This window comes from Burkholderia sp. 3C, from assembly GCF_054589155.1.
Map to the genome: position 1 here is coordinate 1 of NZ_BAAILN010000106.1, position 348 is coordinate 348.

Consider the following 348-nt stretch of genomic DNA (forward strand, 5'->3'; position numbering starts at 1 on the left):
TGCAGTTCCTTGGCCGCGCGCGCAGCCATCTGGTCACGATTCCAGGCCATGTCAGTCTCCTTTCGCGCGCACGACGCGTTGTTCGATACGTTTTTCCGGCGTCGCATTCAGCACGAGACGCTGCACGAAAATGCCCGGCGTGTGGATGTGATCGGGATCGAGCTCGCCGTTCTCGACGATTTCCTCGACTTCCACCACCGTGATGCGGCCGGCCATCGCGCACATCGGGTTGAAGTTGCGCGCGGTGCGGCGATAGATCAGGTTGCCCGACTTGTCGGCCTTCCAGGCCTTCACGAGCGCGACATCGGCCGTCAGCGACGGCTCCAGCACGTAGTGGTTCTCGCCGAA

The 348-nt window shown here is 62.6% G+C and carries 1 protein-coding gene; it reads right to left on the reverse strand.

The features are described from left to right. Positions 1–51 precede the first annotated feature (51 nt). The coding region (locus tag ACYP33_RS20715; RefSeq protein WP_459623729.1) for a CoA-transferase at positions 52–348 on the reverse strand (297 nt) is incomplete at its 5' end.